A 26,020-nucleotide genomic window follows, 5' to 3' on the forward strand; every position below is an offset into this window, starting at 1 on the left:
CCACGGAATAAGGAACAAGGATCGAATGATAGATGCCTGGGCTAGTCAAGCCTGGGTTCTTTTTCGAGCACGGGATTAAGCGATTTCCAAACCCCTGTACGGCCATGAAGGGACTATGTTTTCCCTTACGTCATGGCGGCGAATTGGTTTCCGACGGCATGTTCTTTTGTGAGACACATACTATGTAGTATACAAAAGGAGCGTCGCCTCTCATGGCGTTTGCTCCTAGTACCCGTTGGCTTGGCATGGCAAACGCACGTGTCGGGTTACGCCAAGCCCGGGCAAGCCGCCTTTCAGGAGGCAATGAAAATGGTTTCGTTGATGGTGAGAGGGGGTACGTTGTTTGCAAGCGTTAATCCAGGCTTTCTCCGCAGATCCCGATTTGCAGAGCATCGTAAACGGTGTCCGGTCGGGGATGAGGGAGCAGTTAATATCCGGTCTGTCCGGTTCCTCGCGGCAAGTCATGCTTGCGGCTCTATATCAGGAGCTGGACCAGCCGTTGTTCATAGTTACACACAACATGTTTTCCGCACAAAAAATTTTCGAGGACCTGGTGGAATGCTTGCCGGACGATAAGGTGCTGCTGTTTCCGGCTCAAGAGCTGCTGGCGGCCGAGTCGGCCGTAGCGAGTCCCGAAATGCTGGCGCAGCGCATTGACGCTTTGACGCGTCTTGCCGGCGGGTTCCGCGGAGTCGTCGTCGTTCCCTATGCGGGAATGCGGCGTATTTTGCCTCACAAGGACATCATCGCGGAGGCGCGCATTCCGATTCAGGTAGGGCAGACGCTGCAGCTGGATTCGTTTATCGCCGAGATGGTTCATCTTGGGTATGAGCGTGTAGAACGCGTCGAGAGCAAAGGTGAAATGAGCGTACGGGGCGGCATTATCGACTTTTATCCGCTGTCTTCAGCACATCCTTACCGCGTAGAGCTGTTCGATGTAGAGGTAGACTCCATACGTACGTTCGAAATTGCGGATCAGCGCTCCATCGATAAATTAAACGAGCTGATCATTACGCCGTGCCGTGAAATTATAGCGGATGGAAAACGGTTACAAAATGCGGCGCAGCACGCCTATGAGCTGCTGCAGGCTCAAATGGAAAAAATGACGGACCGCAATGCCAAAGACCGCCTGCTTGAGGGCGTCGGGCATGAGATTGAGCAAATGCGCCAGGAGCAGTATGTTCCCGGTTTGTTTAAGTACAGCTCCTTGCTGTACCCTGAGCGGCAGACGCTGCTCGATTATATGCCGGCTGATTCGATTCTGCTGATCGATGAGCCTGCAAGGCTGCTCGAAACCGCCAAGCAGCTCGAGCGCGACGAAGCCGAATGGACGACCATGTCGCTTCAGGAAGGAAAGTCGATCCCGGGGTTCGTCTTATCCAAACCGTACGAGACGCTGCTGATGCGCAAACCGTATCCGATGCTGTACATGTCGCTGTTTTTGCGCCAGGTTCCGCAAACGCAGCCGCAAAATATCGTCAATTTTATGTGCCGGGTCATGCAAAATTTCCACGGGCAGATGAACGTGCTCAAGTCCGAAATGGAGCGCTGGAAAAAATCGGGCGCGAAGGTGCTGTTGCTGGCTAACGGAGAAGAGCGGGTGGAGCGGGTTCGCCGCGTTCTCGCGGACTACCATATTGAAGAGCCTGCGATTTTGAACGGGAATTTGCAAACGGGCTTCGAGCTGCCGAACATTCACCTGGTGGTTATTACCGAAGGGGAAATGTTCACCCAAAAGCAGCGGAAAGCAAGAAAAGTCGAGAAGAAAATCGCCAACGCCGAGCGGATCAAAAGCTATCAGGAGCTCAAGGTCGGCGATTATGTCGTTCACGTCAATCACGGCATCGGCAAATTTGTCGGGATCGGCACATTGGAAGTCGGCGGCATTCATAAAGATTATTTGCACATTTTGTATGCCGGGGGAGACAAACTGTCTGTCCCTATCGATCAGATTGACCATATCCAGAAATATGTCGGGTCCGAGGAAAAGGAGCCGAAGGTATACAAGCTGGGCGGAGCCGATTGGAACCGGGTCAAGAGCAAAGTTCGTTCGTCGGTACAGGATATCGCGGACGATTTGATCAAGCTGTATGCGGAGCGGCAGTCTACGACAGGGTACGGCTTCAATCCGGACAGCACGTATCAGCAGGAATTCGAGGGCATGTTCCCTTACGAGGAAACGGGAGACCAGCTTCGCGCCATCGGCGAGATCAAAGAGGATATGGAGAAGCCGCGTCCGATGGACCGTCTGTTGTGCGGCGACGTAGGCTACGGCAAGACGGAGGTTGCGATCCGCGCTGCATTCAAGGCCGCCATCGACGGAAAACAAGTGGCGGTGCTCGTGCCGACGACGATTTTGGCGCAGCAGCATTACGAGACATTCCGCGAAAGGTTCTCCGGCTATCCGTTCAACATTCAGGTGCTGAGCCGGTTCCGCTCGAAGAAGGAGCAGTCCGACACGATGAAAGGCGTCAAAGCGGGTACGGTCGATGTCGTTATCGGAACGCACCGTCTTCTGTCGGCGGACGTTAAGTTTAAAGATTTGGGGCTTCTGATCGTCGACGAGGAGCAGCGGTTCGGCGTCTCTCACAAGGAGAAGCTCAAGCGGCTCAAAACGAATGTCGACGTACTGACGCTGACGGCGACGCCGATTCCTCGTACGCTGCACATGTCGATGCTCGGTGTACGCGACTTATCCGTAATCGAGACCCCTCCGGAAAACCGGTTCCCGGTACAGACGTATGTCGTCGAGCACAGCAATGCTCTCATTCGAGAGGCTATCGAGCGAGAACTGGCACGGGAAGGGCAGGTCTATTATCTGTACAACCGGGTGCAGGGGATCAACCAGATGGCGGAGCAGATTTCCATGCTCGTGCCGGATGCGAGAGTAACGGTAGCTCACGGCCAAATGTCGGAGCAGGAGCTGGAGAAGACGATTCTCGACTTCCTCGACGGGGAGTTCGACGTCCTTGTCAGCACAAGCATTATCGAGACCGGCGTGGACATTCCTAACGTGAATACGTTGATTGTCCATGACGCCGATAAGATGGGCTTGTCCCAGCTGTACCAGCTTCGCGGGCGCGTCGGCCGCTCGAACCGGATCGCGTACGCTTATTTCACGTACCAGCGGGACAAAGTGCTGACGGAAGTGGCGGAGAAGCGGCTTCAGGCCATAAAAGAGTTTACAGAACTTGGATCAGGGTTTAAAATTGCGATGAGGGATTTGGCGATTCGCGGCGCGGGTAATTTATTGGGTGCGGAGCAGCACGGCTTTATCGCGTCGGTCGGATTCGACCTGTATTCGCAGATGCTGGCGGAAGAGATCGCCAAGAGAAAGCATGAGATCACTGGGGAAGAGCCCGAGGTCCAGAAGCCTTGGACAACCCAGCTCGATATTCAGCTCGATGCGTATATTCCCGGAGATTACATTTATGACAGCGTCCAGAAAATCGAAATCTATAAAAAAGTGGCTGCAGTCAAAACGCTGGAGGAAGCTGCCGAGCTGCACGACGAACTCGTAGACCGTTTCGGCGATTTGCCGGAGGCGGTTCTCAATCTGCTGGCTGTTGCGAGATTGAAGGTATATGGTTCGATGTATGCTATCGAAACGATTTCGCAAAAAGGAGTGGATTACGAGATCAAAATTCATGCCGACCAAACCGGCAATTTGGATGGACAGAAGCTATTGGCTGTAACAAGCGAGTTTGACGGCCGGATCAAGCCGATTCCGGGACCGCAAATTCATTTTCAGCTGAAAGGCAAAGGGTTAAAGCCAGAAGAATCCATCGATTTGCTGGAAAGGTTTCTGGTACAATATAAGCGTGCGCTCAAATCGAAGGGAGAACTGCAAGATGTTGCTAAATAACTGGAAAACAGCCAAGAAAGGGCTTATCGCCTTGCTTGCTGTTGTAACTATCGTCGCGGCCGCTGGCTGCGGCAAGAAGACGGAGACCGAGACGGGAGCTGCCGACGCAGGCAAGAAGGATGCCGGCGAAGTCATCGTTACGTATAAAGACGGGGGTAAAATTACCCGCGGCGAGTTTGACACCTTTTTAAACACGAACCTGTTATTTTATAAAGAATACGCGCAATACAAAGAAGATCCTGCATTCCAGCAGGATATGATGAAGCAATTGGTTACCTTCAAGGTGCTGTCCTCCCGGGCGGACGATAAGGCCAAAGCTGCTGCGGATACGAAAACGAAGCAGCAAATGGACCAGATCAAAACGTTCATGGGCATGCAGGAAGGCGGCATGGAGAAGCAATTGAAGGACGGCAATATTACGGAGAAGGATCTGGAGCAATTTGTTTCCCGCAGTATGCAAGCCATTGAGGCTATGGAAAGCAAAGTGCCGGACGATCAAGTAAAAACCGAGTACGACAAGCGTGTCGCTGCCGACAAGAACGTATACGACGTAGCTACGGTAAGCCATATTTTGATCGGTACGTCCGATCCGAATACCGGCAAGGAAACCCGTTCCAAGGAAGATGCGTTGAAACGGGCCAAGGAAGTACAGGACAAGCTTAAAAACGGCGGCGATTTTGTCGCATTGGCTAAAGAATATTCCGAGGATCCGGGATCCAAGGACAACGGCGGGAAATACGAGAACGTAGACATTTCCCAATGGGTTCCTGAATTCAAGAAAGCGGCAGCCGAGCTTCCGCTGAACACGATCAGCGATCCGGTGGAAACGGCTTACGGCTATCATGTGATGAAAGTCGAATCGCGCAAAACCAAGACGTTCGACGAAGTGAAGGGCGACCTTCGTTCGGAGCTGGCGGAAACGCACATTTACGATTTTGTCGAGAAAGAGCTGCCGACATTAATCGAAACGAACAAGCTTCCGAAGCCTGAAGAGAAGCCGCCTGCAACGCCGGAGCCATCGGCAACTCCGTCTGCATCCCCAACGCCAACGCCTTCGGCGCCGGCGAGCAAGTAATATATTACCAGGGTACCCGAGTGGGTACCCTGTTTTTATTTCTCAAATATGGACATAATGAAACCAACGGCGTCACAGATACATAGGTGGCTCAACTGGCGCAGGAATTAGCAAGCTTAGCAAGAGATGTATAAGCAACTGGGAATCGAAGAATACTATGGTTACTAATTGAATTCCCTCTATTTGTATACAACGTGCTATCCAGTCGAATCTAACTCTTCAAGGAAAGCGAGGCATCTAGAAATATGAAAGCAACTGGAATCGTTCGTCGCATTGACGATTTAGGAAGAGTGGTAATCCCGAAAGAGATCCGCCGTACGTTACGGATTCGCGAGGGTGATCCTTTGGAGATTTTTGTGGATCGCGACGGAGAAGTGATTTTGAAGAAATATTCGCCGATCGGGGAATTGGGCGATTTCGCCAAGGAATATGCCGAATCTTTGTATGAGAGCACAAATCATATTACGATGATATCCGACCGGGATACGGTTATTGCGGTCGCAGGCGGGTCCAAAAAGGATTATTTGGAAAAGCAAATCGGTCCATTGGTCGAAACCTGCATGGAGAACCGCAAAGCGGCCATGGAAAGCTCGGCAGGGCAATATGAAATTTGTAAGGATATTACCGAAACCTATTCATCCTATGTCATTGCACCGATTGTAGCGGGAGGAGACCCGATTGGAGCGGTGATTCTTGTCAGTAAGGACGAAAGCGTCAAAATGGGCCAAATGGAAACGAAAATGGCCGAAACGGCTGCAGGCTTCCTGGCCAAGCAAATGGAGCAATAGCCGCGCTAAATGCACATTCGAAAAGCTTCCTGACTCACGTATCCTTTGAAGGGTGCCGGCGGTTGGGAGGCTGTTTTTATGTGGAGGCAAATAAGAAGCGGAGCGGGATGAGCAGCCATAGGCGGCGCGGGACAGGCAAAGGTTTTCTCATCGCGAGACAATAGTATATAATGAATGGGATTGCAGGCCAATGATTATTGGGTAATATTGGAATGAAACTGTTGATTGATAATAGGGTGAGGGCCGGGATGAACGAAGATATGAAGGATGATGCCGGTTCGTTGAAGAGTACGGGCTCCGCGCTGCTAAAAGGCGCAGCGGTGCTCGGGGCTGCAGCTGTCGTTTCGAAGCTGATAGGAACGATGCAGAAGATTCCGCTGCAAAATATTGCAGGGGATAATGTATTCGGCATTTATAATGCGGTTTATCCGCTTTATATTTTGATATTGTTTTTGGCGACTGCGGGCTTTCCGCTGGTCGTATCGAAGTTCGTTTCGGAGCAAGCCGCGGCGGGGCGGTACGGGGAAGCGCGCCGCGTGCTGAAGGTGTCTTCCGCCGTGCTTGCGGTGACGGGACTGATGTTCTTTGCGCTCCTTTATTTCGGAGCGGACCGGATTGCGGAGCTGATGGGAGCCCGGCAGACAAGCCCTGCGATTCGGAGCGTCTCGTTCGCGCTGCTGTTCGTGCCGCTAATGTCGGCGCTGCGGGGATACTACCAGGGGTATCAGAACATGATACCGACCGCAGTGTCCCAAGTGGTGGAACAGAGCGTACGCGTGGCGGTCATGTTCATTCTGCTGCTGTTTTTTGTGCAGAGAGGGTATGGCCCGGATACGATAGCGGCCGGAGCCACCTTCGGCTCGGTAGCCGGGGCGATAGCCGGGTTGGCGGTCATGCTGCTGTTTTGGAGCAAAGAACGGCGGCGGCTCGGACTGGCGGGCCATGGCTCGCTGCAGGATCAAGACGCGCCGCGGGAAAGCAGCTGGAGCCTCGTTCGCCGATTGCTAACGTACGCGATTCCGATCTGTTTAGGGACCATTGCCATGCCGATCCTGACGCTGGTCGATTCCTTTACCGTGCCGAGGCTGCTCAAGATTCATGGCATGGACGAGGCGGAGGCGCTTCTGAGGTTCGGCCTGTACAATCACGGGCTGCCGCTGGTCCAGCTGGTCGCTATGATTGCTTCGTCCATGTCGGCGGCGCTCGTGCCGTCGATCGCCGAAGCGAAGTGGAAAGGCGACTTGGACGCCCTGCGAAGCCGAACAGTGATGTCGCTCAGGCTGGCGTGGCTCATCGGCCTTGCCGCGTCCGTGGGCTTAGCCGTGTTGGCCGAGCCGATCAACGTCATGCTGTTCAAAAGCGCTGAAGGCTCGTGGGCGATGTCGATCATCGCCTATACAGCGCTGTTCAGCACGCTCAACATCATCGCGTCGAGCGTGCTGCAGGGCTTCGGCGCCGTCACCGCTCCGGCGCTGTACCTGCTCGCCGCGGCGGCGGCCAAAGTCGCGGGGAACATCGCCCTCGTGCCCCGCTGGGGCATCGATGGCGCTGCCGCCGCGGCCGTGGCCGCCTACGCGCTCGCGGGCTTGCTCGCGCTCGCGCACGCGCTGCGCGTAGGCGGTGTCCGGCCGGCGCCGGGCCGGGCGGTTGTGAAGCCGATGGTCGCCATCGGCTTGATGGCCGCGGCCCTGCTGGCCGTAACGCACGGTCTGCCCGCGCTGCTCGGCGCGCTGGGCCCGGGCCTGCCGCCGCGCGGCGTGGCCACGGCGGTGGCGCTCGCGGGCGTCGGCGCGGGAGCGCTCGTGTACGCGCTGGCGCTGGTTCGGCTCGGCGTAGTGACCGAAGCCGAGCTCTTGCAAGTGCCGCAGCTTGGGGGCAAGCTCCTCAAGCTGCTGCGCCGGCTGCGGCTGATGCGCTAGCGCCCGAGCCGCGCGGCACGTGCCCGCGGCGGGCCCCCGCCTGCATGCGTCCGGTGAGCCGCAGCCAGTCACCGTGTACGCTCTCGCGCATTTGCGGGTGAGCCAAGCTAGTCACCGTGTACACTCTCGCGTCCCGCCAGTGCGCCGCAGCTGCGCCCACGTACTTGCACACCGCCCGCCAAATGACGGGCTGCGATAGAATAACCATAGGAGGCGATTGTTTGATGCAACCGCAAATTACTATAGTAGGTCTAGGCTCGGGCGATGAAGATCAGCTGACTCTGGGCGTATGGAAAAAGCTGCAGCAGGCCGGCCGCATTTACTTGCGCACGGATCAGCATCCGATGGTTGCGATGCTTCGTCACAACGGCATTTCGTTCGAGTCGTTCGATTCGCTGTACGAAAGCAATGACCGCTTCGAGCAAGTATACGAAGCGATCGCGGATGAGCTTCTGCGCATGGCCCGGGAACAACAGGCCGAGCTCGTATACGCCGTTCCCGGCCATCCGATGGTAGCCGAAATGACCGTGCAGCTGCTGAGAGCCCGCTGTCCGCAAGAGGGGATCGAGCTTGTGATCATGGGCGGAGAAAGCTTTCTCGATCAAGCCTTTTTGCGGCTCGGCTTCGACCCGATCGATGGCTTCCAGCTGCTCAACGGGACCGAGCTATCCGTTCATGCGTTGAACCCTCGTCTGCATACCGTCATCGGCCAAGTATACGATACATACTCGGCCTCGGACGTGAAGCTGACGTTAATGGAGCTGTATCCGGACGATCAGGAGGTGGTGGTCGGCCATTCGTTGGGCGTTCCCGGCGATGAGAAGATTCACCGCATTCCTCTCTATGAGCTGGATCATTTGCAGGACTACGGTAACCTGTCCCTTGTCTGGGTACCGCGTTCGGATGAGGATCGGCTTCGCAATCGCACGTTCGGGCGGCTGCACGAAATCGTAGCGATATTGCGCAGTCCCGAGGGCTGTCCGTGGGACCGCGAGCAGACGCACCAATCGCTGCGCAAAAACTTAATTGAAGAAGCGTATGAAGTGCTCGAGACCTTCGATGAGGATGATCCGGACCATATGGCGGAGGAGCTCGGAGATCTGCTGCTGCAAATTATGCTCCACTCGCAAATCGAGGAGGAGGAGGGCGGCTTCTCCGTCTGGGACGTCATTGGAGGATTGAACGAGAAGCTGATCCGTCGCCACCCGCACGTATTCGGCGAGATGAAAGCCGACGATGCGGATGAGGCGCTAAGCAACTGGCAGCAGATCAAGCAAGAGGAGAAGCGCAGTAAAGGCATCGACCCGGACGAGCTCCCGTTATTGTCCGGCATTCCGCGCGAGCTTCCCGGCCTCATGAAGGCGTACAAGCTGCAAAAGAAAGCTGCTTCCGTCGGATTCGACTGGCCTGAAATGCAAGAAGTGTTGAAAGTTGTCGAATCGGAGCTGCTGGAATTGAAGGAAGCAATAGACTCTCTTTCGAAGAAAGAGCAGCAGGAAGAGCTCGGAGATTTGCTCTTTTCCGTCGTCAATTTGTCCCGATTTTTGAAGATTGAGCCTGAAGAAGCCTTATCTGACGCCAATCGCAAATTTTTTGAAAGATTCGGCTATATCGAGCGGCAGCTGCGTTTAAAGGGCAAATCTTTTGACCAAACTGATTTACAAGAGATGGAGTCTTTGTGGCAGGAAGCAAAAAAAGTTTTATAAATCGACATTGGCTAGCAGGAATTTCCTGATAAACAAAGAATACATAGCATTAGTGTTATTTTGAGGAGGAAATGTATCCATGAACAAAACAGACTTGATCAACAACATCGCTGAGAAAAGCGGCATGACTAAAAAGGACGTTGAAACCGTTCTGAATAACTTTTTGGGTGAAGTAACTGAAGCTTTGTCCACTGGCGACAAAGTACAACTTATCGGTTTTGGCACATTCGAAACTCGCAAGCGTTCCGGACGTACAGGCCGCAACCCGCAAACTGGCAAAGAGATCAACATTCCTGAATCCGTAGTACCGGCTTTCAAAGCAGGTAACAAGCTTAAAGAAGCGGTAAAATAATGCGCCTTGATAAATTTCTCAAGGTTTCCCGGCTGATCAAGCGGCGTACCGTCGCTAAGGACGTTTCCGATCAAGGACGCGTCTGGATTAACGGGAAGGATGCAAAACCGAGCAGTGCGGTGAAGGTCGGAGACGAATTGAAAATTCAGTTCGGCCAGAAGATCGTAACCGTTCGGGTAGAGCAGTTATCGGAGTCGACCCGCAAGGAAGACGCCGCCAACATGTATACCCTGCTCAGCGAGGAATCGCGCAAAACCGAATTATGGTAACTCTAAAGAGACTGAGCTTCAGTCTCTTTTTTGCTGCGCTGCGCGTAGAGCCGGCTCATCGGCTCGGATTCAAACATTTCCTCTCTGTTCGGCTCAGATGGCCGTTCTAATTTCGGACATCCCCCCATACTTTTAAGTAAACAAGCTTTGCTTTTGAAATGACGTATTCTCATGCATGGAGGCGGAGGGCAGTGTAACGGGCCGGAGAGTTTACGTGTCGCCTTTGAAAACGAGTTCCTACGATTCTATTCGTATTCAAATAAGAGGAACCCGTTTTCAACAGCGACCGGAGGCCGTTACGCTGACCCGCAGCCGGGCTTTGCATGAGCGATCCGCTCCTTTCACAAGCAAAGCGGCCAGGAGGGATCGTATCATGGCCATCGAGCCGGGGAAAGTGAAACGCCAGGAAATCAAAATGCTCAACCGCAAGCTGCTTGAAGTGTCCGGCGTCATGAATGTCGAAAGCTTCGACAGCGAAGAATTTTTATTGGAAACCGAATGCGGCTTTCTGATGATTAAAGGCCAAAACCTGCATATCAAAAACTTGAATTTGGAGCAGGGGCTGGTTGCTATTGAAGGTTTGGTGAACGAGCTGGCGTACGTCGATACAAACTCCCAGGGCAAGCCCAAGGGATTTTTGGGAAAACTGTTTAAGTGACGCTGCAAGTTCAATTCGTCACCATGGGCATGATGCTTATGGGGGGACTATCATTAGGCGGACTGTTCGATCTGTATCGGGTGCTTGCAGGCCAGCTTCGTGCGCCCCGTTATGCCTATTACCTCCTGGACATCGTTTTTTGGCTCCTTGGGACAGTGCTTGTGTTCAAGCTGCTTTACATGAGCAACCTGGGACAAGTACGGATGTTTATTTTTATCGGCTTGCTTATCGGGGTGGGGGTCTATTTCTTACTGTTCAGCAAAACCGTCATAAAAATCATTCTTTGGATGATTCGTGTCGTACAGACTACAATTCGTATCGGAAAAAGAATGATCGAGCTGTTTATTGTCACTCCGGTGGTGTGGCTTTATAGGGCTACCGTCATATTTTTAGGTTTTTTAATGGCGATAGCTATTTTCCTGTATAAAGTTATGCTACAATTACTCTATCCTTTGTGGAGGCTGCTTGTATGGCTGACGAAGCCTCTTGTCAAGCGGATCCGCATCCCCGCATGGGTGAACAAAACAGGTCAGAGTATCGCGGCATTATTCCGTCGCTTCTTTTGATCGGAGTAGGAGGAGATTTTACAGTTTATGCGGTCAGTCCAGGCAGTAAGCAATGATACAAAACCGAAGAACAAAGGCACCTTTCGCAGGCGCCGGTTGGTCATGATCGTTCTTGCGTGCTTCATGAGCTGGGCCGGCGTTACACTGTGGAATCAAATCGGCAAACTGAACGAGCGCAGCGAGAAATTGGCCGCCCTGGATCAGAAGCATAAAGATACACAGCAAATCAACGAAAACATGAAGCGCGAGATGACTCGCTTGAACGATCCCGAATATGTAGAACAGAAAATTCGCAAAGAGCTGCATTACATAAAACAAGGCGAAACCTTATTTTTTGTTCCGAAAGAACAAAAGTAACCGAAGTGTCGCAATCAATCTGTTGACCGTATCGCAGCCAGTACGTTATAATCTGCATTGTCAGGGTTTTTGTAACACATAAGCTTTGATTGAATTTTAAACTTACCTCTAAGCGCGGTCGCTCATCTTCGAAGGCCTCGACAGAGGTTTTCTCAACTATTTAAGGGAGGAACATTTTACTTTATGGCAATTGAAGTGGGCAGCAAGCTGGAAGGAAAAGTAACGGGCATTACTCACTTTGGGGCGTTTGTGGAGCTGCCTGAGGGCGGTACCGGCCTTGTGCACATCTCGGAGATAGCAGACAACTATGTTAAAGATGTCAATGATCATCTGAAGCTGAACGACATGGTAACCGTCAAAGTGATTAATGTGGACAAAGACGGCAAAATCGGATTATCGATCAAGCAAGCGGTAGATAAACCGGTTGAACCAGCGAGGCCCGCTCGTTTTGATAGACCAGGTGGCGGTTCCGGCGGTGGTGGCGGTAACTTCGGCGGAGGCGATCGCGGCCCTAGAGGCGGCGGTGGCGGATTTGGAGGCCGAGGCGGCGACCGTGGAGGCCGTGGGGGTAAACCTCCTGCAGGTAAAATGACCTTCGAAGACAAGATGTCGCGCTTTTTGAAAGATAGCGAAGAACGTATTTCATCCCTGAAGAAGAACACCGAAGGTAAGCGCGGAGGCCGCGGGGCACGGCGCGATTAATGATACAAGGCAAGCCGTATGGGTGCAGCACGCGCCTGTGCGGCTTTTTTGCATCATGCTCATTACGGCCGATTCGGTGGAAAAAGGTCCCTTCGGCAAGATGGGGGGACATGCTTGACAAACGGTATCCGTCTATTATATACTCATGCTTGTTGTGGCGGTGTAGCTCAGCTGGCTAGAGCGTACGGTTCATACCCGTGAGGTCGGGGGTTCGATTCCCTTCGCCGCTATATAGGAACAAGAAGAAAGCACCTTGTCGGAATTTCGATTCCGGCAGGGTGCTTTTCGTTTAACCGCGACATGTATTCGTCGGTTTACATGGTTTGGCGTAGTGTATTGGAAAGTTGTGGAAAAATACCCCACACGCTGTCGCCCCTTTTGACGCGCTATCAGTAGTTTTGTCGTATTGTTAGCCCGAACGAAGCGAATCGACACTATGTAACGGCAATAGTGCATCTGTGCGATAGCGGAAAGACGAACGCTTGTTTTGGATTGGGAAAAAGAACAATGGGGGCAGCACCTTCCCAGCCCTGTGCCGCCTGGGCTTTGGCCGTTTCGCCGGCAGCGCTTTTTTTTGTCGGAAAAAACTTTTGCTCTACCAACTCATTCTGACAAACTTTATACTAGACTCCTTCTATACTAGAGAACACTAATAGTCTATGGGTGGTGTTCTGATAATATGCAAAGAAAATTATTCGTTGGACAAGTTGGTACAGTATGGAGTCGTTGGATGCAAGCAGGGAAACATCGTGTGAGCAGCGCAGTGGTGGAAAATCGGTTGGTTCAGTCGGTTGTGGCCAAAAAGTGGTCGATCCTTCTCCTGTTCATGGCCTTTCTATTAGGAAGAGCGATGATCCTCGATCAACTGGCGCCGTTTGCGGTGGCTTACTTCGCCGTCATGTATTTCTTGCGCAGGGAGCTGCTGTTTTGGACGGGAGCCTTTCTGCTGGCGGGGAGCATTTTCTCGGCCGCCCCCACACATGCCGGCTATATAGCTGTGCAGATGATAGTATTCCTGCTGATTCAAAAAGGCGTCGAGCGGTTCGAAAGGTCGGACATATCGTATGCGCCGATTATCGTCTTCTTCTCTACCTTCCTTGTTCAATTGTTCGCTCATCTGGTCAGTACAGAGCTGAACTGGTATACCTTTATGATGGTCGGTGTGGAGTCCATGCTCTCTCTGATCTTAACGCATATATTCCTTCAGGCGATCCCCGTATTTACACTTACACGCAAAAACTACAACTTGAAGCACGAAGAAGTCATATGTCTGATCATTTTACTCGCCTCGGTGATGACGGGCACCGTAGGTTGGATGGTAGGTCCCGTCACGCTGGAGCACGTGCTCTCGCGATATTTGATCCTATTGTTCGCGTTGGTCGGCGGAGCGCCGCTCGGGGCTTCGGTCGGCGTTATCACAGGCTTGATCTTGAGTCTGGCCAACTCCAATGCCATTTATCAGATGAGTCTGCTTGCCTTTGCCGGGATGCTTGCGGGGCTGCTGAAGGAAGGCAATAAGCTGGCCGTCGCTCTCGGGATGCTGCTCGGCTCGTCCATTTTATCCGTATATATCGGGAATCAGGCGGAAGTGATGAATTCCACCTGGGAGTCGTTGGTCGCCGTCCTCTTATTCGTTCTGACCCCTGGCGCCGTCATTCAAATGCTCGCCAAATATGTGCCGGGAACGCAGGAAAACCTGAAATCGCAGCATGATTACGCCAAGCGGGTCCGCGATATTACCGCGAGCCGGGTGGAGCAATTTTCCGAAGTGTTCCGCCAGCTGTCCCGCAGCTTCAAGCAAATAACGGCGGATGTGCAGCCGATGCAAAAGGAGGAGGAAGTAGGGCACTTCATGAACTCAGTGGCGGAGAAGTCATGCTCCAACTGCTGGAAACGGAACCAGTGCTGGGACGACAAGTTTTATCAAACGTACAAGTTCATGACCGATATGATGACGGAGGTGGAGCTTCGCGAAAACATGTCGCACAAGCACATTCAGCAGCAATGGAAAAAGCAGTGCGTCAAGCCGGACCACGTGCTTTCCGTGATGAAGCAGCAGTACAGCCTGTACAAGAACGATCAGCATTGGAAAAAGCAGATCATCGAAAGCCGCCAGCTTGTAGCCGAGCAGCTGTCCGGGGTTTCGCAGGTGATGGAGGATCTGGCCAAGGAAATCAAGCGGGAGGGCCAGGAGCTCTTCATGCAGGAGGAGCAAATTCGCAGCGCCCTGGAGGAGCTTGGGCTGTCCATTCACAGTATCGATATTATTAGTCTCGACGAAGGGAATGTAGAGATCGAAATTATCCATCAATATACGAAAGGATTTGATGAGTGCCGTAAAATTATCGCTCCGCTCCTGTCGGAGATCGTTGGCGAGCATATTGCCGTCAAGGAAGAGCAGGCCTTGGAGCGCAAGGAGGGCTACAGCACCGTAATCTTCGGCTCGGCGAAGGAGTACGAGGTCGAGACCGGGATTGCCGGCGCCGCCAAAAACGGCGACCTGCTGTCGGGAGACAGCTTCAGCACCGTGGAATTGGGCAACGGTAAATTCGCCGTTGCGCTCAGCGACGGCATGGGCAACGGGGAGCGTGCCCGGGCGGAGAGCAGCGCGGCGCTCAATATTTTGCAGCAGCTGCTCCAATCGGGAATGGACGAGAAGCTGGCCATCAAGTCGGTCAACTCGGTGCTCAACCTGCGATCCTCGGATGAAATGTATGCGACCGTCGATGTCGCGCTGATCGATTTATACAGCGCGAATACGACATTCCTGAAGATCGGATCGACGCCGAGCTTCGTTAAACGCGGGAAGGAGGTATTCCCGATCTCAGCCAATAATTTGCCGGTCGGTATCGTCCGCGACATCGATGTCGATCTGGTCAGCCTGCCGCTGCAGCCGGGAGACATACTGATCATGATGACCGATGGCATCTATGATGCTCCGGGACATGCCGTTAACAAAGAAATGTGGATGAAGCGCGTGTTGTCCGAAATCGAAACGGAGGTGCCGCAGGATTTTGCCGATATTTTGCTGGAAAAGGTCGTACGCTATCATCACGGCAGCATCTATGACGATATGACGGTAGTGGTTGCGCGGGTGGAGAAATATCAGCCGGAATGGGCTACGTTCCGTTGGCCCGGCTTGCAGCGGATCGAGCGTCCGAAGACGGTCAGTTGAAGGCGGGAGTTCAAGCGCATCTCTTCTGCGGAAGGGAGGCGCTTTTCTCACTTACTGAGTATGAATGGAGGTAAGCTAACGTACCGGGTGACCGAAACCGGCGGCTCCGGCTCTTCCTTAGGTTGTAGAGGCTGATCGGGCTGTTCCTCCCCCAAGTTTAGGAATATAGCAAAATGGAAAAACTAGACATCATAGACTTTTGCCTACAGGGGAGGAAACACGATATGATGAAGCAAATTATACTTATTACGGACGGATGCTCGAACGTGGGGGTGAGCCCGGTAGTGGCCGCGGCGCATGCCAAGGCGGAGGGAATCGTCGTTAACGTTATCGGTCTGATCGATTCCAGTGAAATCGGAGAGCACGGAATCGAGGAGATCAATGAAATCGCAGAGGCGGGCGGTGGCATGAGCCGTCTCGTCAATACCTCGCAGCTGTCGCAGACGGTTCAAATGATGACCCGCAAAACGGTCGTCCAAACGATACACCAAGTGGTGGGCCAGGAGCTGAAGCACATCTTCGGCGATTCGAAGATCGACAGCCTGCATCCGGACAAGCGTTCTCAGGTGGTACAGGTAATGGATGAGCTATCCGAGACGACGGCGCTTCAGGTAGCGCTCCTGATCGACGCAAGCGCCAGCATGAAGCCTAAGCTGCAGGCCGTCAAGGAAGCTATTTACGATCTTCAGCTCAGCATTCAAGCAAGAACGGGCGACAGTGAAATGGCGGTATTTCATTTCCCGGCATCTATATCGGGCCAGGACGAGGTCGAAATGGATCTCGGGTGGACTCGCGACCTTGCAAATCTGAACCGTTTGTTTTATAAATTAAACATGAAGGGTACGACTCCGACAGGGCCGGCGCTTCTGAAAGTCATCCGTTTCATGACAGGCGAGTCCGACGGACTGTTCCGGCATGAGGCTTCGGATGAAAGGCCGGATCCCGGACACACGCAAAAAGGCGAGGATGGGATGCTGAGTGACTACGTCGTTTGATCGGCACTTGCCTCCCGGAACGATCATATACGGCAATTGGAACAAACGAGAGTACCGCATTGAACGTCTGCTCGGAGCCGGAGCCAACGGCAGAGTGTATCTCGTCAAGCGGGGAAAGCTTCTTTATGCATTGAAAAGCGGGTTTGACGCGGTCGATCATCAGTCCGAGGTGAACGCGCTGAAAGCATTGTCCCAATCCAATACGTCGTTTCGTCAATTTTTGCTTGATGTCGATGATTTTCATTGGAACGGTGAAGTGTTCCCGTTTTATGTCATGCCCTATATCAAAGGGATGTCCATGTTCGATTATATGAAGCATAACGGGACGGACTGGATCTACTTGATCGGGCTCAACCTGCTCCGCAAGCTGGTCGAGCTGCACCGGGAACAGTACATTTTCGGCGATATCAAAATGGAAAATATACTCGTCTCGGGCTACGGCGACGTCGAGCTGATCGACTTTGGCGGCGTTACGGGTAAGGGAAAGTCGGTTAAGCAATTCACGGAGGTATACGACCGGGGGTATTGGGGAGCGGGCAGCCGTTCTGCGGATGAAGCGTACGACATGTTCGCATTAGCCGTACTGCTGATAAGCAGCACGGATACCGAACGGCGCATGCAGGGAATCAAGCAGGTGCTGCCGCAAAACCGAAATGCGGAGATGCTGCTGGACATGCTGCAGTCGAACCGGAAGCTGACTCATGCCAAGCCGGTATTGCGCAAAATGCTGCTGGGCCAATACACCACGTCCAGGCAGGCATTGGCGGACTGGCGCAAGCAAAGCTATCCGAAGCCGGCGAAAGCGTCGCGAATGATCGGCGGTGCGTGGCTCAAGGTTTGCTTCGCAGCTTCCTTGCTGCTGTTCGGACTTACCGTTTACTTGTACTGGCCGTAAGCAGGGCTGCGGCTTGATGAAAGGATTTAAGGCGATGGATCTTGTAACAAGGGTGGAGAACCAGATCGAATCGGAGCAGCTGCTCCGTCCAGGGGACAGTATAGTCGTTGCGGTGTCGGGAGGACCTGATTCCGTAGCCTTGCTGCATCTCCTTTTTGTGCTGTCCGGACGGTGGGGCTGGAACCTGACGGTAGCTCATGTGGACCACCGGTTTAGGGGCGACGAATCCGCCCAAGAAGCGGAGTTCGTGAGAGAGCTGGCGAACCGGCTCGGGCTTCGCAGCGAGATTGCGCATTTGGATGTGCCCCGCCATATTAGGGAGACGGGCAAAAACTCCCAGGTCGCCGCACGAGAGCTGCGGTACGGCTTTCTCCATCAAGCTGCCGCGAGCTCCGGGGCTAGCCGCATTGCCTTGGCCCACCATGCGGACGACCAGGCGGAGACGATGCTTATGAGGCTGCTGCGCGGCACAGGGCCTTCGGGCTTGACAGGAATTCCTATCCGAAGAATGGAACAACATGTGGAACTTGTCCGGCCGCTGCTGCGTATATATAAATCAGAGCTTCTCGAGTACTGCCATACTCATCAACTTGCTTACTGTACGGACAGCAGCAATTTGGAGACGAAATATACCCGCAACGGGATCCGGCTGGATGTGCTGCCGTATTTGCAGCAATTTAATGAGCAGCTGCCGCAGGCGCTGAACCGTTTATCCGTTATGATGAGCGCGGAGAATGAGATTCTGGACTCGCAGACGCACAGCTTATTTGAACAATATGTGGCTGTGGAAAGCGATTTCGCAGAATGGTCAAGAAATTGGTTCGCCGGGGTACATGTTGCTTTACAAAGGCGTTTGATTAAACTAATATTAAATTATCTTTCTATTGAATCGGATTCCATGGATTTCCTGAAGCTCGAGCAATTGAGGGATGCAATCGTCAAGGCTGAGCCGTCAAACCTTCGTATCGATATCGGGAGCAATCTTATATTGACCAGGGAATATGACCGGATCAAGCTTCATACTTATGTGGTACCAGCCGGTCCCTACCGTTACTCGCTTCAGCGTTATCAGAGCGAATTGACGGTGCCGGAGACAGGTGTACATCTTGAATGTGCCTGGTTTGAAGGGACGCTGTCCGCTTCCCTACAAGCTTTTGACAAGGAAGGACACTGCACCGTTTGGTTCGATGCCGATGAGCTGGCATTCCCTCTGACCGTACGAAGCCGTGCGGATGGAGATCGAATGAACCTGTTCGGACTAAACGGGTCGAAAAAAGTGAAAGATATTTTCATCGACGCCAAAATCGCTCCGAGCTGCAGAGCCGTTACTCCGGTCATCGCGGACGCCCTGGGTCGCATCGTTTGGCTGCCTGGTGTGCGCAGATCGTCGGTAGCGCCGGTCCATGAGGGTACGAAGGCGTGGCTCCAAATGAAACTTCACACGAAGGAAGGTTCGCTTTCCCCGTGTTAAGATAGCTTTACAAGATTATTTTATTCCAAGTAGGAGGTTCTCTCTTGCAAAACGACATTCAAGAAACACTGTACAGCGAGCAGCAGATTCAAGACAAAGTAAAGGAGATGGGCCAACAACTAAGCCGCGATTTCGAGGGACGCAATCCACTGGTCATTTGTGTACTGAAGGGTGCGTTTATTTTTATGGCAGATTTGGTTAAACAGATCACAGTGCCGTTGGAAATCGATTTTATGGCGGTTTCGAGCTATGGCCAATCGACCAAATCATCCGGTGTAGTCAAAATCATTAAAGATTTGGACGTACCGGTCGAAGGACGTCACATCATTATTGTCGAAGATATTATTGACAGCGGGCTGACGCTGAGCTATTTGATCGACGTGCTGGAGCGGCGCAATGCTCTATCCATTACGGTTGCAGCATTGTTCGATAAGCCGGGGCGCAGAACGGTGGATCTGGATGCAGACTATAAAGGGTTTGTCATTCCTGATGCGTTCGTGGTTGGCTACGGTCTGGATTATGCGGAAAAATACCGCAATCTTCCATATGTCGGCATCCTTAAGCCAGAGGTGTACTCCCATTAGCATTTCTTGTTATGCCAAGACTTGCTGTGGTACAATATACAAAGTTGCCGTTTTTGAGAGGAGGTAGGGGATGAATCGAATTATTCGCAATACAGGCTTTTATTTGCTCATATTTTTGGTCACTGTCGGTATCGTTCACTTCATCAGTACGCAGAACGACCAGAAAGACGTAATAAGCTACGATAAGCTCCGACAGGCCTTAATTGAGAAGAATGTTGAATCGGTCAATTTGAGATATGACGGCCAAACGTACTTGGTTCGCGGTAAATATAAAAATCCGCAGCCGCCGGACAAGAAGAACTTCGAAACCCGCGCGCCTTATGACCAAGAAACCGTCACAATGATCGAGAAAGGCGAAGTGCCTAACATCGTTGTCGAAAAAATGGAAGGGGACAACGTTTGGATTAGTTTCCTTACCTCCATTATCCCGTTTGTGATTATTTTCATCCTGTTCTTCTTCCTGTTGAACCAGGCGCAGGGTGGCGGCGGTAAGGTGATGAACTTCGGTAAAAGCCGCGCGAGACTTTATAATGAAGAGAAAAAGCGCGTAACGTTTGAAGATGTTGCGGGGGCGGATGAGGAAAAGCAAGAGCTTGTCGAGGTGGTTGAGTTTTTGAAGGACCCGCGCAAGTTTGCTGCCGTAGGCGCGAGAATCCCTAAAGGCGTACTTCTAAACGGACCTCCGGGAACAGGTAAAACGTTGCTTGCACGTGCGGTTGCCGGTGAAGCAGGCGTTCCGTTCTTCAGTATCAGCGGTTCCGACTTCGTAGAAATGTTCGTCGGTGTCGGCGCATCCCGTGTTCGCGACTTGTTCGAGAACGCCAAGAAGAACGCACCTTGTATCATTTTTATAGATGAGATTGATGCCGTAGGTCGTCAGCGCGGCGCCGGTTTGGGCGGCGGACATGACGAGCGCGAGCAGACGCTCAACCAGCTCCTCGTAGAGATGGACGGATTCGGAGCCAACGAAGGAATCATCATCGTTGCGGCTACGAACAGACCGGACATTTTGGACCCAGCGCTTCTGCGTCCGGGACGCTTTGACCGTCAAATTACGGTAGACCGTCCGGATGTGAAGGGCCGCGAAGCGGTATTGAAAGTGCATGCGCGCAACAAGCCGCTGAGCAAGGATGTTAAGCTGGACGTATTGGCACGCTATACGACAGGATTTACAGGTGCAGACCTGGAGAACCTGTTGAACGAAGCGGCATTGATTGCAGCTCGCCGCAACCGGAAGGACATTTCCATGGATGAGCTGGATGAAGCTTTCGACCGCGTCATTGTAGGTACGCAGAAGAAAGGCCGCGTCATTAGCGAGCGTGAAAAGCGGATGGTTGCTTTCCACGAAGCGGGACATACGATTATCGGCTACCATTTGGAAAATGCCGATATGGTTCATAAGGTTACGATCATTCCTCGGGGTCGCGCAGGCGGGTACGTCATGATGCTTCCTAAGGAAGGCGAAGACCGGATGATGAATACGAAGAACGAGCTTCTCGATAAAGTCACCGGATTGCTGGCAGGCCGTGTATCCGAAGAAATGTTCATCGGTGAAATCGGCACCGGCGCTTACAGCGACTTCCAACGTGCAACTTCCATCGTCCGCAAAATGATTATGGAATACGGAATGAGCGACAAGCTCGGACCGATGCAGTTCGGTAACGTGCAAGGGCAAGTATTCCTTGGCCGCGATTTCGGACATGAGCAAAACTATAGTGATGCGATTGCTTACGAGATCGACCAGGAGATGCAGACCATCATTCGCGCATGCTACCAAAAAGCGAAGGACACGCTGGAGAAGTATTCGGATCAGGTTCGCCTGATCGCCGAAACGCTCATAGAAAAAGAAACGCTGGAGAAAGAGCAAATCAAGCAGTTGATCGAAACCGGCAAGCTGGATGATTCCTCGATTATTGACGTGAAGGTCAATATTACAGGACAACAGCATACGGCGGAGGCTAACAAGCTTGAGTTCGATAAGCCTTCGGCAGACGATAAAGATAAAGAAAATAAAGAGTAACCGTATTGAAACCGGAACGCATAGCTTCTATGCTTCCGGTTTTTCTTTTGTTAAAATCGGATGAAAATGGGCGTTAGGCGAGAAACTAAAACCAAGAGATACAGGCGAGTAGCAGGCTTACGCCCATAAGCGATTTTCGGCTATTTTGTAGTTATTTGAGCATTGACACCACCGGGGATGTTGTGTAAATTAGTTGTAAATCTTCATGTAAATCTTCAAACAATATGTGAACATTTTCACGACTTCGATTTACACCAAAAAGGGGCATGTACGGAAAGGTAGGTAGTGCGACGATGGAGGCATTAGCCTTGGAGCGCAAGGAAGAGCAAAAGCGGGAACTGAAGGAACGCATTGCGCAGCTGAAGAAAGAACGTAACGCCATTATTTTAGCTCATTATTATCAAAGAGACGAAATTCAGGAAATAGCCGATTTTCGCGGGGATTCCTTTTTGTTGGCACAGAAAGCAGCTTCTACGGATGCGGATGTGATCGTATTTTGCGGAGTTCACTTCATGGGAGAAAGCGCTAAAATTTTGGCTCCGAACAAGACGGTGCTTATTCCGGACGAACGTGCAGGCTGTCCTATGGCGGACATGGTTAACGTCGACGGGCTGCGCGCTATGAAGAAGCAGCATCCTAATGCCAAAGTCGTTGCCTATATTAACACGTCCGCGGAAGTGAAATCCGAGACGGATATTTGCTGTACTTCGGCCAATGCTATAAAAGTTATCAATTCGGTGGACTCGGATGAAATTATTTGGGTGCCTGACAAAAACCTGGGTGATTACGTTTCCAAATTTACTGATAAAAAAGTTATAATTTGGGAAGGATACTGTAACACTCACGACATGTTGACCGTCAAAGATGTAGAGGAAATGAAGGCGCAATATCCGAACGCTCAATTCGTCGTTCATCCGGAGTGCCGTCCTGAGGTTGTGAAGCTCGGTGATTTCGTCGGCAGTACGACCGCCATCATTAAATACTGTAAGGAATCCGACTGTAAAGAGTTTATCGTTGGTACCGAGGATGGAACCGGGTATCAGCTTCGTTTGGACAGTCCTGATAAGACCTTCCATTTTGCTACGAAATATTTGGTATGTCCGAACATGAAGGTAAACAATTTGAAAAAGGTTGCTAAATGTCTGGAAACAATGCAGCCGCAAATCTATGTTCCGCCTCATGTTGCAGAACAAGCCAAAGCATCCCTGGAGCGCATGTTACAAGTGAAGTAGCATGCGCTACTCTCTTGTTGGTTGAAAAGACGTATAACCAATACTTGAGATGAGGGGGTTCCCCTGAAAGCGAGCGTTTTCATTTGCTGTCTTCTGGGGAACTGGAAGGAGAAATATAGGATGATTCCTCGGTATTTAGTCGATTTTGATTTAAATGAGCTGCCGCAAGTACATACGGACGTGATGGTGATCGGCGCCGGAATCGCCGGTCTTTTTACCGCTATTAAAGCGAGTGAGAGCCATAAAGTGCTCATGGTCACAAAGAAATCGTTACTGGACAGCAATACCCGCTATGCCCAGGGCGGCATTGCCGCCGTCATTTCCGACGAAGATTCTCCTGCTTACCACATTCAAGATACATTGATGGCGGGAGCAGGCTTGTGCTCTCCATCGGCTGTCGATGTCCTTGTGCATGAAGGACCGGCAGGAGTTCAGGACCTCATTCGTATGGGGACGCAGTTCGACCTGGAGGACGGAGAGTTCGCTCTAACTAAAGAAGGAGCGCATAGTCAACGCCGCATTCTGCATGCGCATGGCGATGCGACAGGAGCGGAAATCGTTCGCGCCTTGTCCGAGAAGACCAAGCAGGACCCGAATATCGAGGTTTGGGATGACCATTTCGTCATCGACCTAATTACCGAGAACGGCGAATGCTTCGGTGCTCTGGTGCAAAAACCCGACGGCCACAAAGTGTTCGTCCGGGCCAATGCGACAATCCTTTGCACCGGCGGTGCGGGACAGCTGTTCCGCTACACAACGAATCCGGACATAGCAACTGCAGACGGTGTCGCCATTGCCTACCGCGCGGGAGCGCTTGTACAGGACATGGAATTCGTTCAATTCCATCCTACGGCTTTATGTTATCCCGGCGCGCCGAGATTTTTGGTGTCGGAAGCGGTACGGGGCGAAGGTGCTATTCTTCGCAATATCAATGGCGAACGTTTTATGGAACGGTATGATCCGCTGCTGGAGCTGGCGCCCCGAGACATTGTCGCCCGGGCGATAGTGAACGAGATGGAGCTGACGAAGTCGACGTTCGTTTATATCGACTTCACTCATGAATCGGAAGAGACGGTGAAGCACCGTTTCCCTACGATCTATGAATTTTGCCTGAACTACGGCCTGGATTTATCCTCGGATTGGATTCCGGTAGCGCCTGCCGCTCATTATATGATGGGGGGCGTTCATACCGACTTGTACGGAGAGACGGAGGTACGCCGATTGTTCGCCTGCGGGGAAGTGTCTTCAACCGGCGTTCACGGCGCGAACCGGCTGGCGAGCAACTCGCTGTCCGAAGCCATCGTCTTCGGCCGCCGAATTGTCGAGCGGATTCAGCAGCTGGAGCCGCTGCAGTATACCCCTGCAGTATCGGGAGACTGTACGGCAAGAACCGAGCATGCCAAGCAGCCGATTGTGGAGAAAAAGCTGAAGCTGCAAAAAGTGATGCTTCGCTATGCAGGGCTGAAAAGAACGGCGAGCGGCCTGGAAAAGGGCCATGAGGAACTGAAGCGGCAGCTGTCGATCTTTGATACATGTCTATCGAAACGCGAGGAATACGAGTTTGCCAATATGCTTACTTGTGCATTGCTTACGACGCAGGCTGCGATAATTAGGGAAGAAAGCCGCGGGGGACACTACCGGGAGGACTTCCCTCAGAAAGACGACCTGAATTGGAGAAAGCATACGGTTTTCAGCCGGGAACAAGGCATAACGGAGGGACATATCGACGATGTATGAGCTGCAAATGGAAAATGTGAAAAAAAATCTTAAGCTTTGGCTGGAGGAAGATATCGGCATGGGCGATGTGACGACCATGACGACGATACCGGCCGATCGGCAGTCCAAAGGGATTATCCATTTGAAGGATAACGGCACCATCGCGGGATTGCCTATTGCCGAAGCGGTATTTTCGCTTGTGGACGAGCGTCTCAGGTTCGAGCCGAAGGTTCAAGAGGGACAAGCTGTAAGCTACGGTACGGTGCTGGCGGAAGTCACGGGAAGCACTCGCAGCATCTTGCTGGGAGAGCGTCTTGCCTTGAATCTTATGCAGAGAATGTCGGGAATCGCTACGCGGACCCGGCAATTCGTCGACGCGCTGCAGGGCTTGCCGGTCCGGCTTGTCGATACGCGCAAAACGACTCCAGGCCACAGGCTTCTTGAAAAATATGCGGTTCGGGTCGGAGGCGGGCATAATCACCGTTTTGGCTTGTATGACGCGGTCATGATCAAGGATAACCATATAAAAGGAGCCGGCGGGATTGTCGAAGCCATCCGCGCAGCCCGCGCCCAAATTCCGCACACGATGAAAATCGAGGTGGAGGTCGAGAGCATGGAGCAGCTGGAGCAAGCTTTGGCTGCACAGCCGGATATCGTCATGCTGGACAATATGAGCCCGGAGCAAATGCGCGAAGCGGTTGTACGCATGAAATCCCAGGCTCCGCATATTCTTGTAGAAGCATCAGGCTCCGTCACCTTGGAGACGATTCATGCCATTGCCTCCACCGGGGTAGACGTTATTTCCGTCGGCCGTCTGACCTATTCCGTGCAAGCGCTCGATATCAGTCTTGACCTGAATGAGCGGAAGGGGGTAACGTCGTGATCCTCGTCGTGGATGTGGGGAATACGAACATCGTACTCGGTCTTTATGAGGAGAGGCAACTGCTGCATCATTGGCGGCTGAGTACCAACCGTTCGAGCACGACGGACGAATACGGAATGATGATCTATAACTTGTTTCAGCATGCAGGAATCGAGCTGGATCAGGTCGAAGGGGTAATCATCTCCTCTGTCGTTCCCCCGTTAATGTTTGTACTGGAACAGTTATGTTCAAAATATTTAAAGAAATCCCCTCTGGTAGTCGGACCCGGAATAAAGACGGGGCTGAATGTCCGGTACGAAAATCCGCGCGAGGTCGGTGCCGACCGGATCGTCAATGCGGTCGCCGCTATCGAGCTGTATGGCGCTCCGTGCATTATCGTTGATTTTGGCACCGCGACGACATTCGATTATATCGATGAGTCCGGTCAGTATGTCGGGGGAGCGGTCGCACCGGGTATCGGAATCTCGACCGAGGCGCTATATCAACGCGCTGCCAAGCTTCCTCGCATCGAGCTTGTGAAGCCCAAGTCCGTTGTCGGACGAAATACGGTTGCTTCTATGCAGGCGGGCATCATTTACGGCTTTGCCGGACAGGTCGACGGCATTGTAGGGCGCATCCGCGAAGAGCACAGCAAGAACGCCAAAGTTATAGCGACAGGCGAGATGGCGCAGCTTATTGCCAGCGAATCCAGGACTATCGAGACGGTCAATCCTTTGCTTACGCTGCAAGGACTGCAAATGGTTTATGAGAGAAATCAATAGCTGCATAGCATATAGTGTTTTTGGATTTGGA

The 26,020-nt window shown here is 52.4% G+C and carries 22 protein-coding genes and 1 tRNA gene; 22 read left to right on the top strand and 1 reads right to left on the bottom strand.

Features of this window, described 5'->3' with window-relative positions; all coding sequences use genetic code 11:
- Positions 1-343: 343 nt before the first annotated feature.
- The 4 genes from mfd to DVH26_RS01850 all read left to right on the top strand — a co-directional run bounded on the left by mfd (position 344) and on the right by DVH26_RS01850 (position 7,647).
- Complete coding sequence (mfd, locus tag DVH26_RS01835; protein ID WP_239630895.1) at positions 344-3,865, top strand: transcription-repair coupling factor; 3,522 nt, start codon at positions 344-346, stop codon at positions 3,863-3,865.
- On the top strand, positions 3,852-4,940 hold the full coding sequence (locus DVH26_RS01840) for a peptidylprolyl isomerase (protein ID WP_239630896.1): 1,089 nt from the start codon (positions 3,852-3,854) through the stop codon (positions 4,938-4,940). The genes mfd and DVH26_RS01840 overlap by 14 nt, the downstream gene beginning before the upstream one ends.
- Positions 4,941-5,185: 245 nt before the next feature.
- Positions 5,186-5,728: a stage V sporulation protein T gene (gene spoVT, locus DVH26_RS01845; protein ID WP_239630897.1), complete on the top strand. Its 543-nt coding sequence runs from the start codon at positions 5,186-5,188 to the stop codon at positions 5,726-5,728.
- Positions 5,729-5,976: 248 nt separating this feature from the next.
- Entirely contained in the window at positions 5,977-7,647 is a 1,671-nt protein-coding gene (locus tag DVH26_RS01850) for a putative polysaccharide biosynthesis protein (protein ID WP_239630898.1), read from the top strand.
- On the opposite strand, the gene DVH26_RS01855 is transcribed toward DVH26_RS01850, so the two are convergent.
- Positions 7,613-7,855 carry a hypothetical protein gene (locus DVH26_RS01855; protein ID WP_239630899.1) on the bottom strand — a complete coding sequence of 81 codons (243 nt, stop codon included), beginning with the start codon at positions 7,853-7,855 and terminating at the stop codon, positions 7,613-7,615. The two genes, DVH26_RS01850 and DVH26_RS01855, sit on opposite strands and share 35 nt — an antisense overlap.
- Before the next feature lie 16 nt (positions 7,856-7,871).
- On the opposite strand from DVH26_RS01855, the gene yabN reads away from it, so the two are divergent.
- The 18 genes from yabN to DVH26_RS01945 all read left to right on the top strand — a co-directional run bounded on the left by yabN (position 7,872) and on the right by DVH26_RS01945 (position 25,989).
- Positions 7,872-9,353, top strand: coding sequence for a bifunctional methyltransferase/pyrophosphohydrolase YabN (gene yabN, locus DVH26_RS01860; RefSeq protein ID WP_239635253.1), 1,482 nt, complete (start codon positions 7,872-7,874; stop codon positions 9,351-9,353).
- Positions 9,354-9,432: 79 nt separating this feature from the next.
- Complete coding sequence (locus DVH26_RS01865; protein ID WP_028551916.1) at positions 9,433-9,705, top strand: HU family DNA-binding protein; 273 nt, start codon at positions 9,433-9,435, stop codon at positions 9,703-9,705.
- Positions 9,705-9,974 carry an RNA-binding S4 domain-containing protein gene (locus tag DVH26_RS01870; RefSeq protein ID WP_239630900.1) on the top strand — a complete coding sequence of 90 codons (270 nt, stop codon included), beginning with the start codon at positions 9,705-9,707 and terminating at the stop codon, positions 9,972-9,974. Before DVH26_RS01865 ends, DVH26_RS01870 begins: the two co-directional genes overlap by 1 nt.
- Before the next feature lie 373 nt (positions 9,975-10,347).
- Positions 10,348-10,632: a sporulation protein YabP gene (gene yabP, locus DVH26_RS01875; RefSeq protein WP_239630901.1), complete on the top strand. Its 285-nt coding sequence runs from the start codon at positions 10,348-10,350 to the stop codon at positions 10,630-10,632.
- The gene (yabQ, locus tag DVH26_RS01880) at positions 10,629-11,198 is read left to right on the top strand and encodes a spore cortex biosynthesis protein YabQ (protein ID WP_239630902.1); all 570 of its coding nucleotides are present in this window, start codon (positions 10,629-10,631) and stop codon (positions 11,196-11,198) included. Before yabP ends, yabQ begins: the two co-directional genes overlap by 4 nt.
- 27 nt (positions 11,199-11,225) lie before the next feature.
- A complete protein-coding gene (locus DVH26_RS01885; RefSeq protein WP_239630903.1) occupies positions 11,226-11,555 on the top strand; it encodes an FtsB family cell division protein in 330 nt (109 codons plus the stop codon).
- A 183-nt stretch (positions 11,556-11,738) separates the two neighbouring features.
- Complete coding sequence (locus DVH26_RS01890) at positions 11,739-12,257, top strand: S1 domain-containing RNA-binding protein (RefSeq protein ID WP_239630904.1); 519 nt, start codon at positions 11,739-11,741, stop codon at positions 12,255-12,257.
- Between the two features lie 156 nt (positions 12,258-12,413).
- Positions 12,414-12,487: transfer RNA gene (locus DVH26_RS01895), tRNA-Met, on the top strand.
- Positions 12,488-12,987: 500 nt separating this feature from the next.
- Positions 12,988-15,432, top strand: a complete 2,445-nt coding sequence (spoIIE, locus tag DVH26_RS01900) for a stage II sporulation protein E (protein WP_239630905.1) — start codon at positions 12,988-12,990, stop codon at positions 15,430-15,432.
- Between the two features lie 227 nt (positions 15,433-15,659).
- Entirely contained in the window at positions 15,660-16,427 is a 768-nt protein-coding gene (locus DVH26_RS01905; RefSeq protein WP_239635254.1) for a vWA domain-containing protein, read from the top strand.
- Positions 16,411-17,322: a protein kinase domain-containing protein gene (locus tag DVH26_RS01910; RefSeq protein ID WP_239630906.1), complete on the top strand. Its 912-nt coding sequence runs from the start codon at positions 16,411-16,413 to the stop codon at positions 17,320-17,322. The genes DVH26_RS01905 and DVH26_RS01910 overlap by 17 nt, the downstream gene beginning before the upstream one ends.
- A gap of 16 nt (positions 17,323-17,338) precedes the next feature.
- Positions 17,339-18,793, top strand: a complete 1,455-nt coding sequence (gene tilS, locus DVH26_RS01915; RefSeq protein WP_239635255.1) for a tRNA lysidine(34) synthetase TilS — start codon at positions 17,339-17,341, stop codon at positions 18,791-18,793.
- 44 nt (positions 18,794-18,837) lie between these two features.
- Positions 18,838-19,377 carry a hypoxanthine phosphoribosyltransferase gene (hpt, locus tag DVH26_RS01920; RefSeq protein WP_239630907.1) on the top strand — a complete coding sequence of 180 codons (540 nt, stop codon included), beginning with the start codon at positions 18,838-18,840 and terminating at the stop codon, positions 19,375-19,377.
- A gap of 70 nt (positions 19,378-19,447) precedes the next feature.
- Complete coding sequence (gene ftsH / locus DVH26_RS01925; protein ID WP_239630908.1) at positions 19,448-21,397, top strand: ATP-dependent zinc metalloprotease FtsH; 1,950 nt, start codon at positions 19,448-19,450, stop codon at positions 21,395-21,397.
- Between the two features lie 293 nt (positions 21,398-21,690).
- Positions 21,691-22,629 (top strand): quinolinate synthase NadA, encoded by a 939-nt coding sequence (gene nadA, locus DVH26_RS01930; protein ID WP_239630909.1) that lies wholly within the window; start codon positions 21,691-21,693, stop codon positions 22,627-22,629.
- Between the two features lie 120 nt (positions 22,630-22,749).
- Positions 22,750-24,366 (top strand): L-aspartate oxidase, encoded by a 1,617-nt coding sequence (gene nadB, locus DVH26_RS01935; RefSeq protein WP_239630910.1) that lies wholly within the window; start codon positions 22,750-22,752, stop codon positions 24,364-24,366.
- The gene (nadC, locus tag DVH26_RS01940) at positions 24,359-25,228 is read left to right on the top strand and encodes a carboxylating nicotinate-nucleotide diphosphorylase (protein ID WP_239630911.1); all 870 of its coding nucleotides are present in this window, start codon (positions 24,359-24,361) and stop codon (positions 25,226-25,228) included. The genes nadB and nadC overlap by 8 nt, the downstream gene beginning before the upstream one ends.
- Positions 25,225-25,989, top strand: a complete 765-nt coding sequence (locus tag DVH26_RS01945; protein WP_239630912.1) for a type III pantothenate kinase — start codon at positions 25,225-25,227, stop codon at positions 25,987-25,989. The genes nadC and DVH26_RS01945 overlap by 4 nt, the downstream gene beginning before the upstream one ends.
- The last annotated feature ends 31 nt before the right edge of the window (positions 25,990-26,020 follow it).

The organism is Paenibacillus sp. H1-7, from assembly GCF_022354825.1.
Taxonomy (GTDB): domain Bacteria; phylum Bacillota; class Bacilli; order Paenibacillales; family NBRC-103111; genus Paenibacillus_S.